The sequence below is a fragment of the Streptosporangium sp. NPDC048886 genome, assembly GCF_055586905.1.
In genome coordinates this window covers 50,334-73,891 of sequence record NZ_JBVJHH010000014.1, presented here as the reverse complement: position 1 = coordinate 73,891, position 23,558 = coordinate 50,334, and the positions used below count along the sequence as shown (strand labels likewise).

Annotated in this window: 23 protein-coding genes and 2 riboswitches; of the genes, 12 read left to right on the top strand and 11 right to left on the bottom strand. The window is 72.2% G+C overall.

Annotation, left to right across the window (positions count from 1 at the left end):
* Positions 1-5: 5 nt before the first annotated feature.
* Entirely contained in the window at positions 6-332 is a 327-nt protein-coding gene (locus tag ACZ6R6_RS19100) for a hypothetical protein (protein ID WP_470095007.1), read from the bottom strand.
* Between the two features lie 38 nt (positions 333-370).
* On the opposite strand from ACZ6R6_RS19100, the gene ACZ6R6_RS19095 reads away from it, so the two are divergent.
* The 3 genes from ACZ6R6_RS19095 to ACZ6R6_RS19085 all read left to right on the top strand — a co-directional run bounded on the left by ACZ6R6_RS19095 (position 371) and on the right by ACZ6R6_RS19085 (position 2,822).
* Positions 371-901, top strand: a complete 531-nt coding sequence (locus ACZ6R6_RS19095; protein WP_470095006.1) for a PadR family transcriptional regulator — start codon at positions 371-373, stop codon at positions 899-901.
* Between the two features lie 194 nt (positions 902-1,095).
* Positions 1,096-2,055, top strand: a complete 960-nt coding sequence (locus ACZ6R6_RS19090) for an ATP-binding cassette domain-containing protein (protein WP_470095004.1) — start codon at positions 1,096-1,098, stop codon at positions 2,053-2,055.
* A gap of 17 nt (positions 2,056-2,072) precedes the next feature.
* Positions 2,073-2,822 (top strand): ABC transporter permease, encoded by a 750-nt coding sequence (locus tag ACZ6R6_RS19085; protein WP_470095003.1) that lies wholly within the window; start codon positions 2,073-2,075, stop codon positions 2,820-2,822.
* A 4-nt stretch (positions 2,823-2,826) separates the two neighbouring features.
* On the opposite strand, the gene ACZ6R6_RS19080 is transcribed toward ACZ6R6_RS19085, so the two are convergent.
* The 5 genes from ACZ6R6_RS19080 to ACZ6R6_RS19060 all read right to left on the bottom strand — a co-directional run bounded on the left by ACZ6R6_RS19080 (position 2,827) and on the right by ACZ6R6_RS19060 (position 9,764).
* Positions 2,827-3,663, bottom strand: coding sequence for a MurR/RpiR family transcriptional regulator (locus tag ACZ6R6_RS19080; RefSeq protein ID WP_470095001.1), 837 nt, complete (start codon positions 3,661-3,663; stop codon positions 2,827-2,829).
* A 326-nt stretch (positions 3,664-3,989) separates the two neighbouring features.
* A complete protein-coding gene (gene hutU / locus ACZ6R6_RS19075; protein ID WP_470094999.1) occupies positions 3,990-5,645 on the bottom strand; it encodes a urocanate hydratase in 1,656 nt (551 codons plus the stop codon).
* Positions 5,646-5,985: 340 nt separating this feature from the next.
* Entirely contained in the window at positions 5,986-7,719 is a 1,734-nt protein-coding gene (locus tag ACZ6R6_RS19070) for an ABC transporter ATP-binding protein (protein WP_470094997.1), read from the bottom strand.
* Between the two features lie 588 nt (positions 7,720-8,307).
* Positions 8,308-9,519, bottom strand: coding sequence for a beta-ketoacyl-[acyl-carrier-protein] synthase family protein (locus ACZ6R6_RS19065; RefSeq protein ID WP_470094995.1), 1,212 nt, complete (start codon positions 9,517-9,519; stop codon positions 8,308-8,310).
* The gene (locus tag ACZ6R6_RS19060) at positions 9,516-9,764 is read right to left on the bottom strand and encodes an acyl carrier protein (RefSeq protein WP_306856539.1); all 249 of its coding nucleotides are present in this window, start codon (positions 9,762-9,764) and stop codon (positions 9,516-9,518) included. Before ACZ6R6_RS19060 ends, ACZ6R6_RS19065 begins: the two co-directional genes overlap by 4 nt.
* Positions 9,765-10,038: 274 nt before the next feature.
* Between ACZ6R6_RS19060 and ACZ6R6_RS19055 the strand changes: the two genes are divergently transcribed.
* The 3 genes from ACZ6R6_RS19055 to ACZ6R6_RS19045 are packed head-to-tail and all read left to right on the top strand — an operon-like array spanning position 10,039 to position 14,391.
* Complete coding sequence (locus ACZ6R6_RS19055; RefSeq protein ID WP_470094993.1) at positions 10,039-11,421, top strand: DUF4331 domain-containing protein; 1,383 nt, start codon at positions 10,039-10,041, stop codon at positions 11,419-11,421.
* A gap of 58 nt (positions 11,422-11,479) precedes the next feature.
* The gene (locus tag ACZ6R6_RS19050) at positions 11,480-12,766 is read left to right on the top strand and encodes a tetratricopeptide repeat protein (RefSeq protein ID WP_470094991.1); all 1,287 of its coding nucleotides are present in this window, start codon (positions 11,480-11,482) and stop codon (positions 12,764-12,766) included.
* Entirely contained in the window at positions 12,763-14,391 is a 1,629-nt protein-coding gene (locus ACZ6R6_RS19045; protein ID WP_470094989.1) for a High-affinity nickel-transporter, read from the top strand. The genes ACZ6R6_RS19050 and ACZ6R6_RS19045 overlap by 4 nt, the downstream gene beginning before the upstream one ends.
* An 86-nt stretch (positions 14,392-14,477) precedes the next feature.
* On the opposite strand, the gene ACZ6R6_RS19040 is transcribed toward ACZ6R6_RS19045, so the two are convergent.
* The 5 genes from ACZ6R6_RS19040 to ACZ6R6_RS19020 form a co-directional block, all read right to left on the bottom strand.
* Positions 14,478-14,678 (bottom strand): hypothetical protein, encoded by a 201-nt coding sequence (locus ACZ6R6_RS19040; RefSeq protein WP_451928029.1) that lies wholly within the window; start codon positions 14,676-14,678, stop codon positions 14,478-14,480.
* Between the two features lie 115 nt (positions 14,679-14,793).
* Positions 14,794-15,495: a nucleotidyl transferase AbiEii/AbiGii toxin family protein gene (locus tag ACZ6R6_RS19035; protein WP_470094987.1), complete on the bottom strand. Its 702-nt coding sequence runs from the start codon at positions 15,493-15,495 to the stop codon at positions 14,794-14,796.
* On the bottom strand, positions 15,492-15,812 hold the full coding sequence (locus tag ACZ6R6_RS19030; RefSeq protein WP_451928031.1) for a hypothetical protein: 321 nt from the start codon (positions 15,810-15,812) through the stop codon (positions 15,492-15,494). Before ACZ6R6_RS19030 ends, ACZ6R6_RS19035 begins: the two co-directional genes overlap by 4 nt.
* Before the next feature lie 43 nt (positions 15,813-15,855).
* Positions 15,856-16,605, bottom strand: coding sequence for a hypothetical protein (locus ACZ6R6_RS19025; protein WP_470094985.1), 750 nt, complete (start codon positions 16,603-16,605; stop codon positions 15,856-15,858).
* 39 nt (positions 16,606-16,644) lie between these two features.
* Positions 16,645-17,385 (bottom strand): FadR/GntR family transcriptional regulator, encoded by a 741-nt coding sequence (locus ACZ6R6_RS19020; protein WP_470094983.1) that lies wholly within the window; start codon positions 17,383-17,385, stop codon positions 16,645-16,647.
* Positions 17,386-17,450: 65 nt separating this feature from the next.
* Here ACZ6R6_RS19020 and ACZ6R6_RS19015 point away from each other — a divergent pair, with 65 nt between their 5' ends.
* The 6 genes from ACZ6R6_RS19015 (at position 17,451) to gcvH (ending at position 23,537) form a co-directional block, all read left to right on the top strand.
* Complete coding sequence (locus ACZ6R6_RS19015) at positions 17,451-18,794, top strand: glutamine synthetase family protein (protein ID WP_470094981.1); 1,344 nt, start codon at positions 17,451-17,453, stop codon at positions 18,792-18,794.
* Between the two features lie 2 nt (positions 18,795-18,796).
* Complete coding sequence (locus ACZ6R6_RS19010) at positions 18,797-20,143, top strand: aldehyde dehydrogenase family protein (protein ID WP_470094979.1); 1,347 nt, start codon at positions 18,797-18,799, stop codon at positions 20,141-20,143.
* 5 nt (positions 20,144-20,148) lie between these two features.
* Positions 20,149-20,913 carry a 3-oxoacyl-ACP reductase gene (locus tag ACZ6R6_RS19005; RefSeq protein WP_470094977.1) on the top strand — a complete coding sequence of 255 codons (765 nt, stop codon included), beginning with the start codon at positions 20,149-20,151 and terminating at the stop codon, positions 20,911-20,913.
* A gap of 138 nt (positions 20,914-21,051) precedes the next feature.
* On the top strand, positions 21,052-21,747 hold the full coding sequence (locus ACZ6R6_RS19000; protein ID WP_470094975.1) for a gamma-glutamyl-gamma-aminobutyrate hydrolase family protein: 696 nt from the start codon (positions 21,052-21,054) through the stop codon (positions 21,745-21,747).
* A gap of 88 nt (positions 21,748-21,835) precedes the next feature.
* Positions 21,836-21,934, top strand: a riboswitch (glycine riboswitch).
* A riboswitch (glycine riboswitch) is annotated at positions 21,935-22,029 on the top strand. It abuts the riboswitch before it with no gap.
* A gap of 33 nt (positions 22,030-22,062) precedes the next feature.
* Entirely contained in the window at positions 22,063-23,148 is a 1,086-nt protein-coding gene (gene gcvT, locus ACZ6R6_RS18995) for a glycine cleavage system aminomethyltransferase GcvT (protein ID WP_451928038.1), read from the top strand.
* Positions 23,148-23,537: a glycine cleavage system protein GcvH gene (gene gcvH, locus ACZ6R6_RS18990; RefSeq protein ID WP_470094973.1), complete on the top strand. Its 390-nt coding sequence runs from the start codon at positions 23,148-23,150 to the stop codon at positions 23,535-23,537. The genes gcvT and gcvH overlap by 1 nt, the downstream gene beginning before the upstream one ends.
* Positions 23,538-23,558: the final 21 nt, after the last annotated feature.

Below are 23,558 nucleotides of genomic sequence, written 5' to 3'. Positions count from 1 at the left end.
CCCGGTCACCGTGGGCGGAACGTGGCGGGTCCGGGGCGCTCCAGCGTCAGGGCGTAGACGTCGTGGGGGTAGCGATGGTCGTGCGGGCGGATCCTGATCTCGTCGGCGGCGGCCTCCAGGATCACGCAGCCGTACCACTCGCCGTCCTCCAGGAACTCCCACGGCCGCATCAGCACCTCCAGCCCCGACCGGTGGACCTCCTCGGCGGCCTCCCCCTCGGGGCGCGGCCCTCCCAGCGGGTAGCCGAACACGGTCAGCGGCTCCCATCCGCCGTCCACCGGCCGCAGGAAGCCCAGCAGGGCGCCGTCGTCGTCACGTCTGATCTCTCGCATGGTTGACACCATATACAAATTTTAATAAAAATTTGCACATGTCTTCCACCCGTGTTCTACTTCTCGGCGTGCTGCTCGACGGCCCGCTCCACGGCTACGAGGTACGGCGCCGCCTCGAACTCATGGGCACCCAGCACTGGGCCAACGTGGCCTACGGCTCGATCTACCACGGGCTGGGCAAGATGGCCGACGAGGGCCTGCTGAAGCGGATGGAGGAAGGCAAAGGTGGCAAGACCCTCTACGCGATCACCGACGTCGGCCGGGCCGAGTTCGGACGTCACCTGCTCAGCCACTGGTGGGAGATCAAGCCGATCGTGGACCCGTTCCAGGTGGCGATCACCTTCATGGACCGGCTCTCGCCCGCCGAGCTGGCCTCGGCGATGGAGGCCAGGGCCGCCCAGCTCCAGTTCTCCATCGGGATGACCGAGCGCGCCATCGGCGGCAAGCAGGCCTACGGCGCCCCCCGGCACATCGACGAATGCCTGCGGCTCAACATCCTCCAGCTCAAGGCCCAGTTGGAGTGGGTCGGCGAAGCCGCCGAGAAGGTCAAGAACGGCGAGCTCCCCTGAGGGGTGCCCGCCCCCGGAGAGCCGCCGGGCCCTGGAAAACCGGTTGAGCCTCCCCCTGCCAGAGGGTCCATCCTCTTCCTTGCCCCCGCCGGAGGCCACCGCTCCTTCCTCACCCCTGCCGGAGACCACCGCTCCGCCCCCTGCCGGGGACCGCGGCTCTCCGGCCCCACCCCCCACTCCTGGGACGGAGAAAAATGATCATCGAAGCGCACGGTCTGTGCAAGACCTTCACCGCCAGACGCGGACGAGGCAGGACAGAGGAGGTCGAGGCCGTCCGGGGCATCGACCTGAGCGTCGGCGAGGGCGAGATCTTCGCCGTCCTCGGCCCGAACGGCGCGGGCAAGACCACCACCGTCCGGATGCTGGCCACCTTCACCGCCCCCACCGCCGGCACCGCCCGGGTGGCCGGGCACGACGTGGTGAAGGAGGCCGCGAAGGTCAGGGAGCGGATCGGCTACGTCAGCCAGGCCGGCGGCGTGGACGACAACGCCCCCGGCCGGGAGAGCCTGCTGCTGTCGGCGCGCCTGTCCGGGCTCTCCCGGAGCCAGGCGCACACCCGCGCCGACGAGCTGCTGGAGACCTTCAGCCTCACCGAGATCGCCGACCGCCCGGTGAGGTCGCTGTCCGGCGGGCAGAAGCGGCGCTTCGCGCTGGCCATCGGCCTGGTGAACCGGCCGCCGCTGGTCTTCCTGGACGAGCCCACCACCGGCCTGGACCCGCAGAACCGCGCCAACCTGTGGGACGAGGTCCGCAGCCTGCGCGACCAGGGCACCAGCGTGCTGCTGACCACCCACTACCTGGACGAGGCCGACGCGCTCTGCGACCGGCTGGTCATCGTCGACCACGGCCTGATCGTCGCCGAGGGCACCCCCGACAAGCTCAAGCAGGAGGTGGCGGGCGACGTCGTCACGCTCAGGCTCGACGACCTGGCCGCCGCCGGGGAGCTCCTGAACGCCCAGCCCTACATCAAGGAGACCCGGCCGGAGGACGACTGCCTGCGCGCCTACCTCGACGACGGCGAGCACAACCTGCCCGCCCTGCTCCGCGCCCTGGAGAGCGGCGGCCTGGCGATCCGGTCGATCTCCCTCGACCGGGCCACGCTCGACGACGTCTTCCTGCGGCACACCGGCCGCTCCCTCCGCGACGCCGCCTGACCCCGTTAGGACCCCCCATGTTCCGACACACCATGCTGTTCTTCGGCTACGAGCTCGGCAACGTCCGCCGCAACCCGGTCTGGCCGCTGTTCGGCATCCTGCAACCCGTGCTCTATCTGCTGCTGTTCGCCCCGTTGCTGACCGGGATGGTCCCGGGCGGGACGCTGGTCGACGCGCTGAGGGTCTTCACGCCCGGCGCGATGATGATGATCGCCCTGTTCGGCTCGCTGTTCACCGGCTTCAGCATGATCAACGAGACCCGCAACGGGGTGCTGGAGCGGCTCGCGGTCAGCCAGGCCTGGCGTCCGGCGATCATCCTCGGCCGCGTGCTGAAGGACATGCTCGTCCTCGTCCTGCAGGCGCTCCTGGTGATGGGGGTGGCCGTGCTGATGGGCCTGCGGCTGCCGCTGCCGGCCCTGGGCCTGATGCTGCTGCTCATGGCCGCGACCGGCCTGTTCGCCGCCAGCCTCTCCTACGGCCTGGCGCTGGCGATCCGCGACGAGAACGGCATGTCGCAGCTCGTCCAGTTCTTCGCGCTGCCGCTGACCCTGCTCGCCGGAATGATGCTGCCGGTCTCGCTCGGGCCGGAGTGGCTGCAGACGGCCGCCAGGTTCAACCCGCTCTACTACTCGGTCGAGGCGGGCCGCTCCCTGTTCGCCGGCGACCTGTCCGACGGCACGGTCCCGGTGGCCTTCGGCGTCTTCCTCGTGCTCGGCGCGCTCGCGCTGACCTGGTCGGTCCGCTCGCTGCGCAAGCTCGCCGGCTAGGCGACTAGCCGGCCGGCGTGTCCGGCCGGTCGACGAAGACCCCGGCCTGGTCGGTCATCCGTTCGTACTCCTCCAGCCGGGCCTGCGTCCGCAGCGGCGCCGCGTCCGCCATGGCCTCCACCAGCACCATGGCCAGGGCGAGCGGCGCCGCGTGCGAGTCGAACACCAGCCGCTCGCCGACCGGGGCGTCCAGGATCACCTCGGCCTCGAACGGCACGTCCGGCCGGTCGGTGATCACCGCCGTCCGCAGGCCCAGCTCCCTGGCGCCGGCGAGGGCCTGTACGGCCTCGGCCGGATATCGGGGCAGCACCACCGCGACCAGCCAGCCCGCCCCCGCCCGCCGTGCGGCGTGCAGGCCGTCGGCCAGCTCGGAGCCGCCGTGGGTCAGCAGCCGGACGTCGGGGTGGATCCGGCGGGCGAAGTAGGCGAAGGTGGTGGCCAGCCCGCTCGACACCCGCAGCCCGAGCACCGGCAGCGGCTCGCACCCGGCCAGAGCGGCGCCCAGCTCCGCGATGGACGACGGGTCGTTCAGCCCCTCTCGGACCCTCCGCAGATTCTCGATCTCCACGTCGATCGCGGTCTGCAGGTCGTTGGCCCGCGACGGGCTCCGCTCGCCCATGACGAAGGGCCGCAGCGCCTGCCTGAGCTCGGGGTATCCCGCGAAACCGAGCACCATGGCGAACCTGGTCACCGATGGCTGACTCACCCCGGCCCGCTCGGCCAGCTCCACGCTGGACAGGAAGATGGCCTCGGCCAGGTGGTCGTCGAGGTAGCGCGCGATCCGCCGCTGCACAGGCGACAGCCGCCGGCCCTCCAGAAGTCGATCGAGTGCGTCCCCCACGTCACCTCCAACCGCCCGATCGTCGGCGGGAATTCCCACCTGTCTCCCGCCCGTCTCCCGCCCGCCCCGCCTGCGGCGCACCTGGCCGCCGGCGCGCCGGGACGGGCGGGAGACGGCCCGTTCCGGGACCCGCCCGCCGGAGCCCGTAGAGACCCACGTCAGGGCCTTCAGGACCCGCGTCGGGCCTTCCGCGACTCCCGCGTCAGGCCCTCCGCAACCCTCACGTCAGGCCTTTCGGGACTCCCGCGTCAGACCCTCCCCAACTCCCACGTCAGGCCCTTCGGGACTCCCGCATCAGACCCTCCGCAACTCCCGCATCAGGCCTTTCAGGACTCCTGCATCGGGACGCGGACGCCGCGCTCTCGCGCCACCTCGACGGCCCCGTCGTAGCCCGCGTCGACGTGGCGGATCACGCCCATGCCCGGGTCGTTGGTGAGGACCCTGTTGAGCTTCTCGGCGCTGAGCTTGGTGCCGTCGGCGACGGTGACCTGGCCGGCGTGGATGGAGCGGCCGATGCCGACGCCCCCGCCGTGGTGGATGGAGACCCACGCGGCGCCGGAGGCCACGTTGAGCATGGCGTTCAGCAGCGGCCAGTCGGCGATCGCGTCGGAGCCGTCGGCCATCCCCTCGGTCTCCCGGTAGGGGGAGGCGACCGAACCGCAGTCGAGGTGGTCCCGGCCGATCACCAGCGGGGCCTCGATCTCGCCGGAGGCAACCATGTCGTTGAACCGCTCGCCGGCCAGGTGGCGCTCGCCGTAGCCGAGCCAGCAGATCCGGGCGGGCAGGCCCTGGAAGTGGACCCGCTCCCGGGCCATCCGGATCCACCGGGCCAGCGGCTCGTTGTCCGGGAACAGCTCCAGGATCGCCTGGTCGGTCTTGGCGATGTCGGCGGCGGAGCCGGACAGCGCCGCCCAGCGGAAGGGGCCCTTGCCCTCGCAGAACAGCGGCCGGATGTAGGCCGGCACGAAGCCGGGGAAGTCGAAGGCGCGGGTGTAGCCGGCCAGTTGCGCCTCGCCGCGGATCGAGTTGCCGTAGTCGAAGACCTCGGCGCCCGCGTCCTGGAAGCCGACCATGGCCTCGACGTGCTTGGCCATGGCCTCACGCGCCTTGCGGGTGAACCCGGCCGGGTCCTTCTCCCGCTCGGCGGCCATGTCCTCGAAGGCCACGCCGATCGGCAGGTACATCAGCGGGTCGTGCGCCGACGTCTGGTCGGTGACGATGTCGATCTCGGCGCCCCGGCGGAGCAGCTCGGGCACGGCCTCGGCCGCGTTGGCCTCGACGCCGATGCTCAGCGGCCTGCGCTGGTCGCGGGCCTCGTAGGCCAGGCGCAGCGCCTCGTCGAGGTCCTTGGCCCGCACGTCCAGGTAGCGGTGCTCGATACGCCGGTCGATCGACCTGGGGTCGCAGTCGACGCAGATCACCACGCCGTCGTTCATGGTGACGGCGAGCGGCTGGGCGCCACCCATGCCGCCGAGCCCGGCGGTCAGCGTGATCGTCCCGGCCAGGGATCCGCCGAACCGCTTGGCGGCGACGGCCGCGAAGGTCTCGTAGGTCCCCTGCAGGATGCCCTGGGTGCCGATGTAGATCCAGGAGCCGGCGGTCATCTGCCCGTACATGGTCAGGCCGGCGGCCTCCAGGCGGCGGAACTCCTCCCAGTTGGCCCAGTCGGGCACGAGGTTGGAGTTGGCGATGAGCACCCGCGGCGCCCACTCGTGCGTACGGAAGACCCCCACGGGACGGCCGGACTGCACCAGCAGCGTCTCGTCCCCCTCCAGCGTGGTCAGGGTGCGGGTGATCGCGTCGAAGGAGCGCCAGTCGCGCGCCGCCTTGCCGGATCCGCCGTAGACGACGAGCTGCTCGGGATGCTCGGCCACCTCGGGATCCAGGTTGTTCTGGATCATACGGAGGGCCGCCTCCTGCGGCCACCCCTTGGCGGTGAGCGTGGTGCCGCGCGGCGCGCGCACGATCCGGCTGCCGGTCATGACCGAGCCTCCCCATCAGGACTGAATGAATGTATTCATATTTGTCACCTGGAGGCTACCGGTCAACCTGAACAGAGGGGGGCATCCCGGGCAGCACATCCGGGATGCCCCGTTTTCCGGTCGCCGACCCGATCTTTCCCCTGGCCCTCGTCCCGCACGGACTGGACCGGAGACCGGACACGGCGGGTGCCCGGCAGGCACCCCGAGCGAAGGAGAAGCTCCGCACAGGCCGGGATGCCCGCTTTCCTGGACGGCCAACCAGTCAGCGGGACGGGTGTCCGAATCATTACGTTACGTTCCGCAGAATTTGCCGCTGGCGACACCGGCCGCGAGCTCGGATCTACGTGGGCAGCAGGAACTGCGTGGCGGCGAGCTCACGGTAGAGATCGTCGTCGTCGAGCAGCTCATGGTGGGTGCCGACGGCCCGCACCCGCCCCGCCTCCATCACCACGATCCGGTCGGCGCTGGTCACCGTGGACAGGCGGTGGGCGATCACCAGCACGGTCGTCTCCTTCGCCACCTCCGCGATCACCTCGCGGAGCCGTAGCTCGTTGACCGCGTCGAGTTGGGAGGTGGCCTCGTCGAGCAGGAGCAGCCGGGGACGGCGCAGCAGGGCGCGGGCGATGGCCACCCGCTGCCGCTCACCGCCGGAGAGCATGATCCCGCGGTGACCGACCATGGTCTCCAGGCCCTCGGGGAGCCGGGCGACCAGGTCCTCCAGCCGGGTCAGCGCGAGCACCCGCCGGATGTCGGCCTCGCTCACGCCCGGCGCGGCGAAGACCAGGTTCTCCCGGAGCGTGCCGTCCAGCACCGGCGCGTCCTGCTCGACGTAGCCGAGGGAGGCGCGCAGCTCGCGCAGCGGCCACTGCCCGATGTCGCGGCCGTCGACCGTGATCGTCCCGGCCTGCTGCTCGTAGAACCGTTCGAGCAGGGCGAACACCGTGGACTTGCCCGCCCCCGACGGGCCGACGAGCGCGGTCATGCCGCCCGCCGGGACCGCGAAGGAGACGTCGTGGTGGACGACCGGCCGGTCGTCGCCGTAGCGGAAGGCCACCTCCTCGAAGGTCACCCCCACCGGAGCCGCGCCGATCTCCCCCGCCACGCCGCCGGCCTCCTCGGCCGGCAGCTCCTCGATCTCGCGGATCCGCTTCACCGCCGCCAGGCCGTTCTGCATCTGGGTGAACCCCTGGATCAGCTGCCCCACCGGGGCGACCAGGTAGAACAGGTAGAGCAGGAAGGCGATCAGCGAGGACACCTCCAGCGCGCCGGAGGCGACCCGCGCCCCGCCCACGCCGAGCACGGCCACGAAGGCGAGCTGCGCGGAGACCCAGGCGGAGATGCCGGCGATCGAGGTCCACCAGGCGACCGCGACGCCCCGGTCCCGCGCCTCGCGGGCCGCCTCACCCACGGTGGCGATCTCGCGCTCCTCGGCGCCGCTGGCCTTGACCGTGCGGAATGCCTGCAGCACCCGGTCGAGCACCGCGCCCATCTCACCCACCGCCACCTGCGCCTGTGTCGAGGCCCGCCGGATGCGCGGCATGACCAGGCCCACGAGGGAGCCGACCAGGACCAGCACCGCCAGCGTGATGACCAGCAGCAGCCCATCCATGATCGCCATCATCACCACGGCACCCAGGAGCATGAACACCGCGCCGACCATCTCGACGACGCCGTCGGTGAACACCGCCCGCAGCAGCGTGGTGTCGGAGGTGACCCGCGATAGCAGGTCGCCGGGCTTGAGCCGGTCGACCTCCGACACCCGCAACCGCAGCATCCGCCCCACCAGGCTCTGCCGGGCGGAGAACACGACGCCCTCACCCATGCGCTCCAGCACGTATCTGCCGAGCGCGCCGACGCCCGCACCCAGGAGCACGGCGGCCGTCAGGCCGAGCACCGGCCCGACCAGGGAACGCTGCTCGCCGAAGGCGTCGATGACCACCTTCGCCAGCAGCGGCATCGCGAGCCCGGCCAGCGAGCCGACGAGGCTGAGGACGCCGCCCAGGAGCAGGGCCCGTCTGTGCGGGCGGACGTAGGCGAGCAGGAGTCGCCAGGAGGCGGTCTCGGGCAATTTCATCTCCTCTGAGCTGACGTGACCGGCCCCCGGTCGCCGTCCTTCCTATCTACCGCGCACGGACCCACGCCGGGCGTCCCGCCCGGATCCGTAGACGAAAGTCGATGGTGTCAACATAAGTTGACGCGACCGCCTATGTCAACCAAAGTTGACCGCCGGGGGGCTGAGGGGTTAGGCGGGATCTCCGGGACACCCGTCCCGACTCGGGGTGGAACAGCCGTCCCGACTCGGGGGCGGAACGGCGCGAGAATCCCGCGTGGTCGACCGGGCGCCGAGCGCCGCGCCCCCGGCGGAGGGCGGCCCGGCCGACCTGGCGGAGAAGGACCAGGTCGACCCGGCCGAGGACGGCCCGGTCGACCTGGCCGGACGCCACACCCACCCCGGCGGAGGAGGGCCCGGCCGGACCGGTCCACGGCGAGGGCCGGCATGGGCCCTGGGCGCCTCACGCGCTCGTGCGGAGCGCGGCCCGAGCCCGGACCGCACGGCGCGAAGCCTCAGCGGGGTCCGACGGGCACGGGCCCCGCTCAACGGCCGATGACCGCTCAGCAGGCACGGGCCCCGCTCAACGGCCGGTGACCCGCGGAACGGGATCTAGGCGGGGATGAGCACCAGGCAGGCGTTGCTGCCGCCGAAACCGAAGGAGTTGGACAGGACCGGGGCCGCGGGGACGGGGCGGGGCTCGCCGTGGACGAGGTCGATGAGGTCGCCCTCGGGACCGCCGGTGAAGTTGGCGGTCGGGGGGACGAGGCCCTCCCGGGCCGACAGCAGCGCGATCACCGCCTCCAGCGCCCCGGCGCCGCCGACCAGATGGCCGGTCACGCCCTTGGTGGAGGTCACCGGGGGCGTACGGTCGCCGAAGCAGCCACGCAGGGCGACGGCCTCGGCGCTGTCGTTGTGCGGGGTGGAGGTGCCGTGCGCGTTGACGTGGCCGACGTCCTCGGGGGCGAGCCCCGCGTCGAGCAGGGCGGCGCGCATGCAGTCGGCCGCCACGGTGCCGTCCCTGAGCGGCGCCACGATGTGGGTGGCGTCGCAGTTGGCCGCGTAGCCGCCGATCTCGCCGTAGACGCGGGCCCCCCGGGCCTCGGCGAGGTCGGCGCGCTCCAGGACGAGGAAGGCGGCGCCCTCTCCCATGACGAAGCCGTCCCGGTCCCCGTCGAAGGGCCGGCAGGCCTCCGCGGGCGAGCCGATCCGCTCCGACAGGGCCCCGACCCGGGCGAAGGCGCACATGGCCAGCGGGGACAGCAGCGCGTCCAGCCCGCCGGCCACCGCGGCGCCGACCACCCCGGAGCGGATCGCGCGCAGCGCCTCCCCGATCGCCGTGGCCCCGCTGGCGCAGGCCGTGTTGAAGGTCAGGCAGGGGCCGCGGCAGCCGTACCGGATGGCGATGCGCGCGGCCGTCGAGCTGGACATCAGCGTCGGCACGGCGTGGACGGGCACCTTCTCACGGCCGAGCGTGTGGCCCACGATCAGGCTCTCCAGCGCGGCGAACCCGCCGCCGCCGGTGCCCACGTAGACGCCGCAGCCCTCGGCCGGCAGACCCCCCGCGTCGGTGACGGCGTCGGCCGCCGCGGCGAGGCCGATCTGGGAGGTGCGGTCCAGCGTCCTGAGCTCGCGGCCGGTGAAGTAGTCCAGCGGCTCGAAAGGGGCCAGCGGGCACCCGATCGGCACCGGCGTCTCCTCCTCGGCGAGTGCCGGGATCACGGTCGCGAGCGACTTGCCGGCCAGAACCGTGGCGAACGCGTCCCGGACGGTGTTGCCGGCCGGACTCTTCACGCCCAGCCCGGTGACGACGACGCGCGTCACCGGGCCGCCAGCGCGGCGTGCAGGATCCCGGCCATGTCGGCGACGGTCCGCGCGCCCGCGAAGTCGCCGGGTTCGAGCTGGATGCCCAGCTTCTCCTCGATGATGACGGCGATCTCCACCCATTCCAGGCTGTCGATCTGGTGGTCGGCGATGGTGGCGCTGGGCTTGACCTGATCGCTGGGCACGCTGAGCACCTCGGCGATCGCGGACCGGACTACGGATGTGGCTGAATCGAGGGTTGCCATTCGCCCGCCTTTAAAAGTAAAGGGATCGATCCACTCAGGTCCCCGCAATGCCCGGACTATAGCGAAACAGACACAAGTTCTGTCTATGCCCTACCAGGCTAAATTCTGGAAATTTCCACTCATTTACCGATGATTCATTGCTCGGAAAATCCGCCAATCCGGAGGCGGCCCGGCGGCGAATAGAGGACCGGGGAATCCGGCCGGATCCTTTTCCTCCCCAGCATCACCAGGCCGGTCACACCCGTGGCCGGCGGCCGAAAGGACCGACTGACACATGGAGCTCCGAATCAATCGGCGCGCTCTGATCGGCATCGGCGTCGCGGGAGCGTTGACCGTCTCCTCACTCGCCCTGCTCAGAGCAGAGACCGGCGTGGCGTCCTCGCACCGCGAGGCGCCCATGATCGCGGGTGACCCCCGCAACGACAACACCGACGTGTACGCGTTCGTCAGCCCCGACAGGCCCGACACCGTCACCCTGATGGCCAACTTCATCCCGTTCGAGGAGCCGAACGGCGGGCCGGACTTCTACCGGTTCGACGCCCGCTCGCGCTACAACATCAAGATCGACAGCGATGGCGACGCCAGGCCCGACACCGTCTACCAGTGGAGGTTCCGCGACGAGGACAGGCGCGGCACGGGCACCTTCCTGTACGGCAACGGCCCGATCACCTCGCTCGACGACGAGAACCTGCTGTTCCGGCAGCGCTACACGCTCAAGAAGATCACCGCCAGGGGGACGCGGACCCTGGTCGCGGACGGCGTGGTGGCTCCGAGCAACACCGGGCCGGCCTCGATGCCCGACTACGGTTCGCTGCGCGCCCAGTCGATCAGGGATCTGCCCGGCGGCGGCAAGGTCTTCGCGGGCCAGGCCGACGAGGCGTTCTTCGCCGACCTACGGGTCTTCGACCTGCTCTACGGCGGCGACCTGTCCGAGGTCGGCCAGGACACGCTCAAGGGCTACAACGTGCACAGCCTGGCCCTGCAGGTGCCCAAGAACGAGGTCGCGCTGAGGGGCGACCCGCGCCGCAACCCGGTCATCGGCGTCTGGTCCACCGTGGACAAATGGAGCCCCAAGGGCTACGTCCAGGTCTCCCGCCTGGGCCAGCCGCTGGTCAACGAGGTCGTGGTCCCTGCCGGGCTGAAGGACGCCTTCAACGCGCTGAGCCCCCACAAGGACGCCGACGTCCCAGCCGTCGTCAAGCGCGTCACCGACCCCGAGGTGCCCAGGCTCATCGAGGCCGTCTACGGCCTCAAGGCGCCGAAGACCCCCAGGGCGGACCTGGTCGAGATCTTCCTCACCGGCATCGCCAAGGCCAACGGCCCGATCAAGGCCGACCTCAACTCCCAGAGCCTCAACAAGGACGCCGGCAGGCTGCGCCCGTCGGAGATGCTGCGGCTGAACATGGCGATCGCGCCCAGCGCGGACCCGCACCGGCTCGGCGTGCTCGCCGGCGACCTGCAGGGCTTCCCGAACGGCCGCCGCCTCGGGGACGACGTGATCGACATCGCTCTCCAGACGATGGAGGGCGCCGCCCAGACCGGCGAGCTCGTCGGCGCGCTGGCCGCCGGCGACAAGGTCGACCGGAACGACAAGCCGTTCGGCACGCGGTTCCCCTACATCCCGCTGCCCGGCCACAGGTCGGTCAACGCGAGCTGACCCGAAGGCGCGGGACCCGGTCCTGCCGGGTCCCGCACCCGGTCCTGAGGGGAGCAACATGAAGACTTCCGCGAAAGCCCTGATCGCCGCGGGCGTGCTGGGCCTGGCGGCGGCGCTGACCGCCGGGGCCGCCCTGATCCCCGGCGGGCGGACGCCGCCGGCCGCCGCCCCGCCCCGGCCGGCCGAGATCCCGGTCTCGGCCACCTCGCTCGGGAGCACGGTCCACGCCCTGACCGCCCGGCTCCAGCGGCTGCCCGAGGACCACCGGGCCTGGGCCCAGCTCGGCTCCGCCTACGTCCAGCAGGCACGCCTCAGCGCCGACCCGTCCTTCTACCGGCGGGCCGAGCAGGCGCTGGCCAGGTCCGCCGCGCTGAGCCCCGGCAATTTCGCCGCCCTGACCGGCCAGGCCGCGCTCGCCGCCGGCCGCCACGACTTCGCCGAGGCCGTACGGCTGGCCAAGCTGTCGGAGGCCGCCAACCCCTACGGCCAGGACGCCCAGGCGGTGCTGGCCGACGCCTACACCCAGCTCGGCCGGTACAGCGAGGCCACGCGGGCGATCGACAGGATGACGGAGCTGCATCCCGGCGTCGCGGCCTTCACCCGGGCCTCCTACGCCGCCGATCTGCGGGGTGACCGCGCCACGGCGCGACGCATGCTGGAGCACGCCCTCGACGACGCCCTCGCCCCCGCCGACGTGGCCTACTGCCGCCACTACCTGGGCGAGCTGGCCCTGCACGCCGGCGACCTCCGCGGCGCCGCCGAGCAGTACCGCCTCGCGCTGGAGGCCGCCCCGGACTTCACCCCGGCCCTGGCCGGGACCGCCAGGGCCGCCGCGCTCGACGGCCGGTTGACGGAGGCCGCCGGCCTCTACGGCACCGTGGTCGGGCGGCTGCCCCTGGCCCAGTACGTCACCGAGTACGCCGAGGTGCTGTCCGCGGCGGGCGGAGACCCCTCGGAGCAGTGGGCGCTGCTGCGCGCGCAGCGCGAGCTGATGGAGCAGGCCGGAGTCAAGGACGACCTGACCTGGGCCGAGTTCGAGGCCGACCACGGCTCCCCGGCGCGGGCCGTCGAACACGCCGAGGCCGAATACGCCCGCAACCCCAACCTGGTGGCCGCCGACGCACTGGCCTGGGCCCTGCATCGAGACGGCCGCGACCGGGAGGCCCTGCCGTACGCGCGCGAGGCCACCGCCACCGGCTGGCACAACGCGCTGCTCCACCACCACCGCGCCGAGATCGAGCGCTCGCTCGGCCTGGCCGCGGAGTCCAGGAGGTCGGCGGCCCGGGCCCGGGCCGCCGACCCCGCCTTCTCCCCCGATCTTCCCGCCCTGGCGAGGTTCTCATGAGTCCCGGAAAGACCGTCCGGACGGCGGCCGCCTCGGCCCTGTCCGGCCTGGCGGTGTGCGCGGCGCTCGCCCTGCCCGCCTCCCCCGCCGCCGCCCAGGCCACGCACCCCCTGGGCAACTTCACCGTCAACCACTACAACGGCCTGCGGGTCACGCCGGACCGGGTGGAGAACCTGGCGGTCGTGGACAGCGCCGAGCTGCCCACCCTGCAGGCCCGGCCCGAGGTGGACGCCGACCGGTCGGGGACGGTCTCGGACGCCGAGCGGTCGGCGTACGGCACCGCCCGGTGCGCCGAACTCGCCGCCGCGCAGCGGCTGACGGTGAACGGGACCGCGACGACGTGGCGGGTCCCCGAGGCCGCCTTCGACTACGGGCCCGGGCAGGGCGGGCTGGAGACCAGCCGGCTGACGTGCCGGCTCTCCGCCGCTGTGGCGACGCCGGGGACGGTCGGGTTCAGCGACGGGTTCCTCGCCGACCGGACGGGCTGGAGGGAGATCACCGCGGTCTCCTCAGGAGGGGTGCGGCTGGCGCGCTCGTCGGTCCCCGGCGCGAGTGTCAGCCGGGAGTTGCGGGCCTACCCGGACGACCTGCTGGTCAGCCCGCTCGACCAGCGTACGGCGGAGCTGAGCGTCACGCCCGGGACCGGCGCGGCCGCGGTCGCGCCGCCGCTGGTGTCCGGCGGGCCGGTCGGGGACGCGCTGGCCGCGCTGGACCGCGCCTTCACCGGGCTGATCGGGGCCGGGTCGCTGACCGTGCCGCTGGGCCTGCTGGCGGTGCTGCTGGCCGCCGTCCTCGGCGCCGGCCACGCCCTGGTCCCGGGCCACGGCAAGACCGTCATGGCCGCCTACCTGGCCGGGCGGAAGGGACGTCCCCGCGACGCCATGGTCGTCGGCGCCACCGTGACCATCACCCACACGCTGGGCGTTCTGGTGGTCGGCCTGCTGCTGAGCGCCTCCTCCGCCCTCACCGGGGAGTCCGTGCTCGGCTGGCTCGGCCTGGCCGCCGGGCTGCTGATCACCGTCATCGGCACCCGCCTGCTGTGGTCCGCCTGGCCGGCCCACCACAGCGGTGGGCCCCTCGCCCACTTCGGGCACGGCCACGGGCACGGGCACGGGCACGGGCACGGCCACAGGCCGGGGAGCAGTCCCCCTGCCCACGGTCGCGGACCAGAGAACGGCCTTCCGCTCCGCGGCCACGGCCCTACGCGCTCCGCCGACGGACACGGGCGCCTGGATCGGGACGGTGTCCAGGTGGCGCTCCTGGGACGGGAAGGGGCCGGACGGAGCGAGGGGGCCGGGCGTTCGCGGCGCGGGCTGGTGGGGCTGGGGGTGGCCGGAGGCCTGGTGCCCAGTCCTTCGGCGCTCGTCGTCCTGCTCGGGGCGGTCGCGCTCGGCCGCACCTGGTTCGGGGTCGTGCTGGTCCTCGCCTACGGCGCCGGGATGGCGGGCACACTCACCGCCACCGGCCTGCTCCTGGTGAAGCTGGCCGGACGGCTCGACGGCATGACCATGAGGGGGCACGGCCTGGCGGCCCGCCTGTCGTCCCTCGCCCCGATCGGCACCGCCGCCGTCGTCGTCGCGCTCGGCCTGGGGCTGGCCGTACGGGGCCTGACCGGGGCGGTGTGAGGAGCGGTCCGCGCCGGGCGCCCCCGGCGCACGGACCGGCTCGCCGTACATCCGCCGGGCACCGGTGTCCGGGGGCCCGCGGCGGGTCAGCCGCGGCGGCGGACGCCGTACTCCCTGCGCATCTCGGCGACGGTGTCCAGGATCTCGTCCTGGGTCTTGAGGAGCTTCGCCTCGGCCTCCTCGGTCCGCCCCTCGGCCGCCAACCGGCGGTTGCCCGTCCGGCTGCCCAGCTTCCGCTTGGCCCTGGCCTTCATCTCACGCAGATTGAGCTTCTCGATGAGACTCACGATCCACACTCCTTCGGCAGGCAGGACCGTCGACTGCCCGGCGGGCGGCCGGATATGCCTCTCGGGGCCCGACCGGCCGCCGCCGTGGCGTGACAGGCGTCCTCGCGGCCCGCGGTCAGTCCGGGTCGGGGACGTCGTCGTAGTCGGCGCCCTGTTCGGCGTCGCCCTCGTCGGCCCGGCGGAGCTTGATGTCCTCCACCCAGGCGTAGGACAGGCGCCTGATCTCGGCGATGCGCTCCCCGGTGACCCCGTACGCCTCGAAGTCCTCATCGGCGATCAGGTCGACGAACTCCAGCCGCATCACCAGCTCGGAGAGGGAGAACTCCTCGTTGTGCAGGCGGGCCAGGCGCTCCAGGTCGCGGAAGCCGTACAGGTGGGAGACCGACGCGATGTCGATGACGTCGCGGGCGAGGCTCCGTTCGTGCAGGGCCCGCATCTTGAGCCCCACCGCGTCGTCCAGGGAGACGACGGACAGGTCGCCGACGATCACGGGCTGCTGCTGGAACGCCTCCCGCAGCAGGTCGAACTCGCAGCTCTGCTCGGTCACCGGGTCGCTCACGACCAGCCGGCCCATCCGGGGCGTGACCTCGACCACGGTGACCTCCAGCCCGCTGTCCGCCAGGGCCCGGGCGACCCCGTCCGCGACCTCGGACAGCGGCGTCTCGGCGGCGGTGGCGAAGTCGAGGTCGTTGCTGGGACGCTCGGTGAAGCCGTGGGCGTTCATGGCGTAGCCGCCGGCCAGGACCAGCCCGAACCGGGCGCAGACCGGGAGCACGGCCTGGAGCATCCGCTGCTGGAGCGGCGGCAGGAGCATCATTCCCAGCCCAACGCGGCGATCTTGCCCTCCCAGGCCCGGCGGTAGCTCGGCCCGAGGCCGCGGCGGAGCGTGGGCCAGTCGGCGACCAGGAGCTCGGCGTTCAGGTAGGACTCGGCGTCTCCCCGGCCGCCGCCGGTGATGACCGTGCGGTAGAGGCTCATCCGCAGCAGCGGGTTCATCAGGTCGAACTCGGTTAGCCCCGACCAGCCGAGGTGGACGGGCAGGGCGACCACCCCCGTGGCCGGACCGCGCAGGTCGGCCAGGGAGTCGGGGACCCGCTGATCGACACCGTCCCAGCGGGATGGAAGCGCGCTCACGCCTCCCAGTATGCCCGCCCGCCCAGCCCCGGGCCCCGCCCGCTCACCACCGGGCGCGGCGGCTGGAGGGCAGGTCGTGCCGGCCGGAGACGAACTCCTGAAAGGCGATCTTGGCGCGGATCGCCGGGCGGCGCCAGCGCTCCTCGCGGCGCTCGGCCCTGGCCATCTGGCGGGGGCGGGGACGCCGGGCGCCGGACGCCATGAACCAGTGGGCCCAGGGCGATCCCGGGCGGGCCAGCCGCAGCGCGCCGGGGATCAGCAGGAGCGGGACGAACAGCCCGGCCAGCCCGGTCCAGATCTTGCCCTTGAGCAGAGTGATCACCGCGAGCACGAGGTTGCCGACGATGATCCCGGCGGTGAGCCACGTCCCCTGCGGCGTGCCGTCGGAGCGCTCCCAGCCGAGCGGGCGCAGGCCGAGCAGGAGCAGGCCGGTGAGGGCGATCGCGATGAACACCGCGTCGACCGACGTGCGCCCCTCCTCCTCCCAGTAGACGTCGTGCAGGTGCAGGATCAGCGCGAACTCGTCCAGGATCAGGGCGGCGCCGACGCCGAAGACGGCCGCCGTCACGGCGTACCAGCCCTGCGAGATGCCTGAGACGACCAGCCCCGACACCCCGCCGAGCAGGGTCAGCACCACGCCGAACACCACGTGGTGGATGTGCATCTCGCCGACGCTGACGTTGCGGAACCAGCCGACCTCGGCACGGATGAGCCGGACGTTGATCCGGGTGAACACGAAAGTGACGATCAGCGCGACGAAGAAACAGAACAGCGGCAGCCGTCCTGCGTCCACGATTCGCTCTCGTAACAGATCCCCCACAGTTTCACCAGATTATGCGAGGAATCCCCGCAGCAGCGCGGCTGTCCCCTCCAGATGCTCGGCCACCGCGCGGCGCGCGGCGTCGGGGTCTCCGGCCAGGATGGCGGCCACGATCGCCTCGTGCTGGGTGGCGGCGTGCTCGATGTTGCGCTGGAGCACGGGGATGGCGTTGAGCAGGTCGGTGACCCGCAGCCTGGCGTCGGCGCAGGTCGCGGCGAGCAGCGGGGAGCCGGTCAGCTCGGCGATGGCCAGGTGGAAGGCGGTGTCGAGGCGGCGGTAGTCGTCGGGCCCGGCCGAGTTGACCCCGTCCAGGCGCTGGCGCAGCGTGTCGCGCTGCGCCTGGCTCAGCCCGGCGGTGGCCAGCACCTGGGCGGCGCCGCACTCCACGGCCATCCGGAAGGTGAGCGCGTCGGCCAGGTCGTCGGTGCCCATGTCGGCCACGACCTTGCGCAGGTCGCCCTGGCTCGGGCGCGGCGGGGCGTAGGTGACGAACGCGCCGCCGTACCTGCCGCGCCGCACGGTGAGGTAGCCCGCCTCCTGCAGCGCGCGGATGGCCTCGCGCAGGGTGACCCTGCTGATCCCCAGCTGCACCGCCAGCTCCCGCTCCGGTGGCAGCTTCTCGGTCACCACCCCGAGTTTGATCGCCTGGAGCAGGCGCTCCACGGTCTCCTCGAACGCGTTCCCCGCACGCACCGGCCGCAGCACGGTCGTCAATCGCGGCGACTCGTCCAATCTCACCTCCACCCTTGACAACTGATCCTCACATGGAACTCAATGGTATGAGATTAGCCCAATAAGACTCCGGCGAGGAGAGCCGCTTGGACGTCAGCGAGCTTCGCGACGAGGTGGCCGCGGGACGGGTCGACACCGTGCTGCTGGCGATCGTCGACATGCAGGGCCGCCTGCAGGGGAAACGGCTGTCGGCGCGCTACTTCTTGGAGGAGGTGCTGCACCACGCCTCCGAGGGCTGCAACTACCTGCTCGCGGTGGACGTGGACATGAACACGGTGGACGGCTACGCCATGTCGTCGTGGGAGCGGGGATACGGCGACTTCGTGATGAGACCCGACCTGTCCACCCTGCGCCGGGTGCCGTGGCAGGAGGGCACCGCCCTGCTGATGGCCGACCTGGTGTGGGAGGACGGCTCGGACGTGGCCGCCTCGCCGAGGCAGATCCTGCGCCGCCAGCTCGACCGGCTGGGCGAGCGGGGCTGGGGCGCGTCCGTCGGGACCGAGCTGGAGTTCGTGGTCTACAACGACACCTACGAGCAGGCCTGGCGGCGCGCGTACCGGGACCTGACCCCGGCCAACCTCTACAACGTCGACTACTCCCTCCTGGGCACCGCCCGGGTCGAGCCGCTGCTGCGCAGGATCAGGCTCGGCATGGAGGGCGCCGGGATGTACGTCGAGTCGGCCAAGGGCGAGTGCAACCTCGGCCAGCACGAGATCGCCTTCCGCTACGCCGACGCCCTCACCAGCTGCGACAACCACGCCGTCTACAAGAACGGCGCCAAGGAGATCGCCTCCCAGGAGGGCATGTCGCTCACGTTCATGGCCAAGCCGAACCAGCGCGAGGGCAACTCCTGCCACATCCACATCTCCCTGCGGGACTCCGCCGGGGAACCGGTCATGGCCGGGGACGGGCCGTACGGGCTGTCGGAGACCGGGCGGCGCTTCATCGCCGGGCAGCTGGCCTGCCTGCGCGAGCTGACCCTGCTCTACGCCCCGAACGTCAACTCCTACAAGCGCTACGTGGCGGGCAGCTTCGCCCCCACCGCGGTCAAGTGGGGGGTGGACAACCGCACCTGCGCGCTGCGGCTGGTCGGCCACGGGCCGTCGCTGCGGATCGAGAACCGGGTGCCCGGCGGCGACGTCAACCCCTACCTGGCGGTCTCGGCCCTGATCGCCGCCGGGCTGTACGGCATCGACAACGGGCTGCCGCTCCAGGAGCCGTTCACCGGCAACGCCTACGCGTCGGGCGCGGAGACCGTGCCGCACACGCTCCGCGGCGCGCTGGAGCTGTGGGAGGGCTCCGACAAGGCCCGCGACGCCTTCGGCGAGGACGTCGTGGCGCACTACGCCAACAACGCCCGGGTCGAGCTGGCCGCCTTCGACGCGGCGGTCACCGACTGGGAGCTGTTCCGGGGATTCGAGCGGATGTGAACATGAAGATCATCAATCCGGCGACCGAGGAAGTGGTCGCCGAGGTCGAGCCGGTGGACGCCGCCGAGGTGGACCGGGCGGTGGAGCGCGCCAGGCGCGCCTTCGCCACCTGGCGCGCCGTCGGCCCGGGAGACCGGGCCCGGCTGCTGCGCGCCTTCGCCTCCCTGGTGGAGGAGCACGCCGAGGAGCTGGCCCAACTGGAGATCGCCAACTCCGGGCACACGGTCGGCAACGCCCGCTGGGAGGCGGGCAACGTCCGTGACGTGCTGAACTTCTACGCCGGGGCGCCGGAGCGCAACCACGGCAGGCAGATCCCGGTGGCCGGCGGGCTGGACGTCACCTTCCAGGAGCCGCTGGGCGTCGTCGGCGTGATCGTGCCGTGGAACTTCCCGATGGTCATCATGACCTGGGGGGTGGCCCCGGCGCTGGCGGCGGGCAACACCGTGATCGTCAAACCCGCCGAGTGGACGCCGCTGACCGCCCTGCGCCTGGCCGAGCTGGCCCTGGCGGCCGGCCTGCCCGAGGGGGTGCTCCAGGTCCTGCCCGGGACCGGGGAGGTGGCCGGGGCCCGGCTGGTCGACCACCCGGACGTGGCGAAGATCGTGTTCACCGGTTCGACCGAGGTGGGCAAGGAGATCGCGGCCAAGTGCGCCGGGCAGGTCAAGCGGATCACCCTGGAGCTGGGCGGCAAGAGCGCCAACGTGGTCTTCGCCGACGCCGACCTGGACAGGGCCGCGGCGACCGCGCCGTACGCGGTGTTCGACAACTCGGGGCAGGACTGCTGCGCGCGCTCCCGCATCCTGGTGGAGCGCACCGTCTACGACGACTTCCTGGCGCGGCTGGAGGCGGCGGTGCTGAAGGTCCGGGTCGGCGACCCCCGTGACGAGGCCACCGAGATGGGGCCGCTGATCAGCGCCGAGCACCGCGACCGGGTGGCCTCCTACCTCACCGGGCCGGTCCGCCTGCAGGGCCGGTGCCCGCAGGGGCCCGGGTTCTGGTTCCCCGCGACGCTGCTGACCCCCGACAGCCTCGACGACCCGGCCTTCACCGAGGAGATCTTCGGGCCGGTGGTGGCGGTGGTGCCGTTCGACGACGAGGAGCACGCCGTACGGATCGCCAACGACACCAGATACGGCCTCAGCGGGTCGATCTGGACCAGGGACGTCGGCCGCGCCCTCCGGGTGGCCCGGGCCGTCGAGGCGGGCAACCTCAGCGTGAACTCCCATTCGAGCGTCCGCTACTGGACCCCGTTCGGCGGCTTCAAGCAGTCCGGCCTCGGCCGGGAGCTGGGCCCCGACGCCCTGACCGCGTTCACCGAGACCAAGAACGTCTTCATTTCGGAGGATTGACAGCCATGCAGCGTTTGCAGGACCGGGTCGCCGTCATCACCGGCGCGGGCAGCGGGATCGGCCTGGCCACCGCCCGCCGGTTCGCCCAGGAGGGCGCCCGCGTCGTGTGCGTGGACCTGGACGAGTCGAGCGGGTCGGCGGCCGCGGCCGAGGTGGACGGCCTGTTCGTCAAGGCCGACGTCACCAGCGAGGACGACGTCGTGCGGATGTTCCGGACCGCCTTCGACACCTACGGCAGCGTGGACATCGCCTTCAACAACGCGGGCATCTCGCCGCCGGAGGACGACTCGATCCTGGAGACCGGCATCGACGCCTGGCGCCGGGTCCAGGAGGTCAACCTCACCTCGGTCTACCTGTGCTGCAAGCACGTCATCCCCTACATGCGGCGCCAGGGCAAGGGGTCGATCATCAACACCGCGTCCTTCGTGGCCGTGATGGGCTCGGCCACCAGCCAGATCTCCTACACCGCCTCCAAGGGCGGGGTGCTGGCCATGTCCCGCGAACTCGGGGTGCAGTTCGCCCGCGAGGGCATCCGGGTCAACGCGCTCTGCCCGGGGCCGGTCAACACGCCGCTGCTGCAGGAGCTGTTCGCCAAGGACCCCGAGCAGGCGCAGCGCCGCCTGGTGCACATCCCCACCGGCCGCTTCGCCGAGGCCTCCGAGATCGCCGCGGCGGTGGCGTTCCTGGCCTCGGACGACGCGAGCTTCGTCACCGGCTCGGAGTTCCTGGTGGACGGCGGCATCTCGGGCGCCTACGTCACCCCGCTGTGACCGCCGCGGCGCCCGGCGGCCGGGACCGCCCGCGGGAGGGCCCCGGCCGCGTCTGCCCACCCCATCCCCTCCGCCCCCGATAACGTGCCGGGACGTGGGCGGAGACCCCACGTCCCGGCGTCCGGCAAGAAAGAGATCATGTCCCGTCCCGTCATCGGCATCACCTGCTACATCGAGCCCGCCACGTTCACCGTCTGGGAGATGCCCACCGCGCTCCTGCCGTACGGCTACGTCGACCACGTGGCCCGCGCCGGCGGGCAGCCGGTGATCCTGCCGCCGGTGGGCGACCCCGCGGCGCTGGTCGGGCGCCTGGACGGGCTGATCCTGGCCGGCGGCGGGGACGTCGACCCGGCACGGTACGGCCAGGTCCCGCACGAGCGGACCGGCCACGTCCGCGGCTTCCGCGACGACGCCGAGTTCGGGCTGGCCCACGCGGCCCTGGAGCGCGGCATCCCGCTGCTGGGAGTCTGCCGGGGCCTGCAGGTCCTCAACGTCGCCCTCGGCGGCAGCCTGCGCCAGCACCTGCCCGACGAGGTCGGCCACAGCGGGCACGCCCCGGCCCCCGGCCGCTTCGGCCGGATGCCGGTACGGCTGACCCCCGGGAGCCAGATCGCCAAGATCCTCGACACCGAGACCGCGGACGTGGCCCACTACCACCACCAGGCCGCCGACCGGCTGGGCGCGGGCCTGACCGTGACCGCCCACGCCGAGGACGGCACGGTCGAGGCCGTGGAGCTGGAGGGCCACCCGTTCGCCCTCGCCGTCCAGTGGCACCCCGAAGCCGACGACGAGTGCCTGCTGTTCGAGGAACTGGTACGGCGCAGCCGCCCCTGACCGGCGCGGCCGTCCCGGGCGGCGAGAACACGAGCCCGGGGGATTTCGCTCGGCCGGTGCGGGCGGTTAGGCTGGTCACGACACCGATGAATCCCGCGCGGGAGAGCGTCCTGACATCCAGGCCAGGACCCCTGAAGGAGCAAGCCCTCCCCGCGAACCTCTCAAGGCAAAGGACCGTGCGGGTAGGTGGCCTCTGGAAAGCAGGTCTCGCGGCCTCGCCGAAGGTGAAAGTCCGGTAAAAACCGGGCGAAGCTCTCAGGCATCGATGACAGAGGGGGAGGATGCTCTCATCTGACCCCTGCCTGAGGTGCGAACATGTCCCGACCTACGCCGCTGCGCGGTGTCCACGAGGCCCTCGGCGCGACGCTGACCGATTTCGCGGGCTGGCTGATGCCGCTGCGCTACGGCAGCGAGTCCACCGAGCACAACGCGGTCCGCCAGGCGGCGGGCCTGTTCGACCTGTCCCACATGGGCGAGATCTTCGTGACCGGCCCGCAGGCCGGCGAGGCCCTCGACTACGCGCTGGTGGGTTACCTGTCCGCCCTTGAGCCGGGCCGCGCCCGCTACACGATGATCGTCTCCCCCTCCGGCGGCGTGCTGGACGACCTGATCGTCTACCGCCTGGCCGACGAGGAGTTCATGGTCGTCGCCAACGCCTCCAACTACCCGCGGGTCGCCGCCGAGCTCACCGAGCGCGCCAAGTCCTTCGACGCCGCCGTGGACGACCGCTCCGAGCAGTACGCGCTGGTCGCGGTCCAGGGCCCGCGCTCGCGCGCCATCATGGGCGAGGTCACCGACGCCGACCTCGACGGGCTGAAGTACTACGCCGGCCTGCCCGCCACCGTGGCCGGCCGCGAGGCCCTCATCGCCCGCACCGGATACACCGGCGAGGACGGCTTCGAGCTGTTCGTCGCCGCCGCCGACGCAGAGCCGCTCTGGGCCGCGCTCACCGAGGCGGGCGCGGCGCACGGGCTGCTGCCGGCCGGGCTGTCGGCGCGCGACACCCTCCGCCTGGAGGCGGGCATGCCGCTCTACGGCAACGAGCTGTCGGCCGATCTCACTCCGTTCGACGCGGGGCTCGGCCGTGTGGTGAGGTTTGACAAGCCGGGCGACTTCGTCGGCCGGGCCGCCCTGGAGCCTCTCAAGGACGTCCCGCCGACCCGTCGCCGGGTCGGACTGGTCGCGACGGGCCGCCGGGTGCCCCGGCACGGGTACCCGGTGGTCTCCGAGGACGGCGCCGTCGTCGGCGAGGTCACCAGCGGGGCCCCCTCCCAGTCACTGGGCCGGCCCATCGCCATGGCCTACGTGGACAACGGCCTGTCCACCGGCCTGGCGGTGGACATCCGGGGTAGTCGCGAACCGGTCGACGTCGTCGACCTGCCTTTCTACAGGAGGAAATAATGAGCAGCATTCCCGATGACCTGCACTACACCAAGGAGCACGAGTGGATCGCGGGCATCGATGACGGCCTGACCCTCACCGTGGGCATCACCGCCTACGCCGCCGAGGCGCTGGGCGACGTGGTCTACGTGCAGCTCCCCGAGGCCGGGGCGACGATCTCCGCCGGCGACGCCGTCGGCGAGGTCGAGTCGACCAAGTCGGTGAGCGACATCTTCGCGCCGGTGGGCGGTGAGGTCGTCGAGGTCAACCAGGCCGTCGTGGACGACCCGTCCCTGGTCAACAGTGACTCCTACGGTGATGGCTGGCTGTTCCGCGTCCGTCTTGAGGGCGACGCCGACGACCTGCTGTCCGCCGAGGAGTACGCCGCGCTCACCTCGGGTGAGTCCTGAAATTTCTCCTCTTGCGCCGTG